This is a genomic window from Brevundimonas sp. (assembly GCF_013823285.1).
Classification (GTDB): domain Bacteria; phylum Pseudomonadota; class Alphaproteobacteria; order Caulobacterales; family Caulobacteraceae; genus Brevundimonas.
The window spans coordinates 1-3,111 of record NZ_PNLV01000173.1 but is presented as its reverse complement, the minus strand read 5'-3'; the positions used below and the strand labels follow the sequence as shown (position 1 = coordinate 3,111).

Here is a 3,111-nt window from a genome sequence, read left to right as displayed (position 1 = left end):
CGATCCCGACTGGCTGGTGACGCCCAAGGATCCCGCGCCGTTCTTCGCGCGCATCGCCTTCCACCGGGCGGCGAGCCCGGCGGACTACGGGCTGGCCCCGGCCTAGAGGCCCTTCACCGCCGCCAGCGCCTGAGCCAGATCGGCGTCGATGACGGTCAGGCGCTCCTTGCCGCTGGTGACTGCGGCGAGGGCGGGCGGGACCGGCGGCTCGAAGCCCAGCACCGGTGCGACGCTTTCAGGGAATTTGGCCGGATGGGCGGTCGACAGGGCCACCACCGGCCCGCCCTCGCGCGCCATGTCCCGCGCGGCGGCCAGGGCCACGGCGGTGTGGGGGCAGATGACCCGACCATACGCTTTCCACGCATGGGCGATCTCGGCGCGGGTGCGGTCTTCGTCGATGGAGACCGCAGAGACCTCGGCGCGCAGGGCGGCCAGCAGATCAGGCGCGATATCCACCGCGCCGTCGCGGGCGAAGGCTTCGAAAAACCCGCGCGTGGCGTCGGCGTCCCGGCCCGTGGCCTCAAACAGCAGCCGCTCGAAATTGGAGGGCGCCTGCACGTCCATGCTGACGCTGGCGGTCGGGTTGGCGGCGGTGCGCTCATAGCGGCCGTGGTTGAGGGCGCGGGCCAGGGCGTCGTTGCGGTTGACCGCGGCGGTCAGGGTCAGGGGGACCCCCATGGCGCGCGCCGCCCAGCCGGCGAAGGCGTCGCCGAAATTGCCGGTGGGCACCACGAAGCGCGGCGTCACGTGCGGGGCGCCCAGAGCCGAGGCGGCGGCGATGTAGTAGGGGACCTGACCCGCCAGCCGGCCCCAGTTGATGGAGTTGACCGAGCTGACCCGGCGGCCCTCGCGCAGGGTCTCGTCGGCCAGGATCGCCTTCACCAGACGCTGGCAGTCGTCGAAGTCGCCACGCACCGCCAGGTTCAGCACATTGGGTGCGTCCACGGTGGTCATCTGGCGACGCTGGACCGGCGAGACCCGGTCCAGCGGGTGCAGCACGGCCAGATCCACGGACTTGGCTCCTGCGAAGGCCCGCACGGCGGCGGCGCCGGTGTCGCCGCTGGTGGCCGTCAGCAGAAGCAATCTCTGGCCCGTGCCTTCCAGAGCGGCGTCCGTCAGGACCGCCATCATCTGCATGGCCAGGTCCTTGAAGGCGGCGGTGGGGCCGTGGAACAGCTCCAGCACCCACAGGTTCGGCTCCAACTGGACCAGCGGCGTGATCGCGGCGTGATGGAAGGTCTCTGTCAGGCGGTCGGCGGCGGCGCGCACCGCCGCAGGGGGCAGGGACTCGCCCGCGAACATCCCAAGAATGTCGGCGGCCAGATCAACATAGGGACGGGCGGCGGCGGCGCGGAGGTCGCCCGCGCTCAGGGTCGGCCAGCTTTCGGGCATGTAGAGCCCGCCGTCGGGCGCCATGCCCCGCAGCAGCGCATCGCGGAAGGTGGTCGGGGCGGCGCCGCCCCGGGTGCTGGCATAGTGCATCATGGATCCCTTCCGTCGCCCTGAGGCGGAAGCGACGACGGAGCGCAAAGCCTAGAAAATTCATGCGCTGAAGGCCACCTTCAATCTCTTCTCAAGGCGGAAAATTGCCATGCCGGCGAAAGCGATCGGGCATGCTTGCGGCGGGAAACCGGCCCGCTCATAGTGGCTCGCTGTTACAATATATCCTTGGGGAATCCGCATGCGCCGTCTCGCCGTCTTCACCGCCCTGGCCAGCCTTGTGGTGGCCGTGCCCGCCGCCCAGGCCGAGCGGCCCATCGCCTTCGCCGCCCAGCCCGCCGATCAGGGCGCGCTGGTGCTGTTGCTGGGCGCCGAGGGTGATCTTGCGCAGCGCGGCGCCGCCCTGGGAGACGCGGAGCGTGCAGCCGTGGCCCGGGCGCTGACGTCGGCGTCCTTCGGCTATGGCGTCCGGGACAGCCTGACCCTGCGGGGCATCGGCGACTGGAGCCAGATCGTGGTGGTCGGCGCGCCGGGCGACATCAGCGAAGCGGACCAGTTCACCCTGGGCGCGACCCTCGCCCGCGCCCTGTCGGGCGAGACCGGCGCGGTGTCGATCATGGCCGAGGGTCTTGATCCGGCCGTGACGGCGCGGGTGGCCACCGGCGCGGGCGTGTCGGCCTATCGCTTCGCTGGCTATGGCCGCCGCGCGGAACGCGCCGAGCCCTCGGCCCTGACCTTCATCGCTCCGGCGGCCCAGACCCTCTTCGACGCGCAGGGCATGGGCGTGATCAACGGCATGGCTCTGGCGCGGGACCTGTCCAACGAGCCGCCCAACGTCATCTACCCCGAGACCTTCGTGGAGCGGACGCGCGAAGCCTTCGCCGGGATTCGCGGCGTTCAGATCGAGGTGCTGGACGAGCGCCAGATGGAAGAGCTGGGCATGGGCGCCATCATTTCGGTCGGGCAGGGATCGGCGCGGCCGCCGCGCATGATGATCGTGCGCTATCGCGGCGCCGGGTCTGCAGACCAGCCCATCGTGCTGGCCGGCAAGGGCATCACCTTCGACTCGGGTGGGCTGAACATCAAGACCGGCGGCGGCATGGGCGCCATGAAGATGGACATGTCCGGCGCCGCCAGCGTCATGGGTGCGACCCTGGCGCTCGCCCAGCAGGGCGCGCCGGTGCATGTGGTGGCCATCGCCGCCCTGGCCGAGAACATGCCCGGGCCCAACGCCACACGGCCCAGCGATGTGGTCACGGCCATGAACGGGCTGTCCATCGAGATCGGCTCCACCGACGCGGAGGGCCGCATGGTCCTGGCGGACGCCCTGTCCTACGCCGAAGCGCGGCTGGACCCGGCCGCCATCGTGGATGTGGCCACCCTGACGGGGTCGGTCGGCGGCGCCCTGGGCAGCGACTATGCGGGCCTGTTCAGCCGTCACGACGCCCTGGCCGATCAACTGATCGCGGCGGGGCGCTCGGCAGACGAGCCCCTGTGGCGCCTGCCGCTGCACCCGACCTATCAGGGGCGTCTGTCCTCCAATGTGGCAGACCTTCGCAACACCGGGTCGGGCGGACCCGGCGCGGGGACGGGCGCCCACTTCGTCGGCGCCTTCGTTGATCCCGAGACGCCCTGGGCGCATCTGGACATCGCGGGCGTGGCCTGGGACGG

Annotated in this window: 2 protein-coding genes; one reads left to right on the top strand and one right to left on the bottom strand. The window is 71.3% G+C overall.

The features are described 5' to 3' along the window. Positions 1-102: 102 nt before the first annotated feature. Complete coding sequence (thrC, locus tag C0461_RS14040) at positions 103-1,485, bottom strand: threonine synthase (protein ID WP_363378726.1); 1,383 nt, start codon at positions 1,483-1,485, stop codon at positions 103-105. A 196-nt stretch (positions 1,486-1,681) separates the two neighbouring features. On the opposite strand from thrC, the gene C0461_RS14035 reads away from it, so the two are divergent. Beyond that, on the top strand, positions 1,682-3,111 hold a 1,430-nt coding region (locus tag C0461_RS14035; RefSeq protein ID WP_292107886.1), incomplete at its 3' end, for a leucyl aminopeptidase.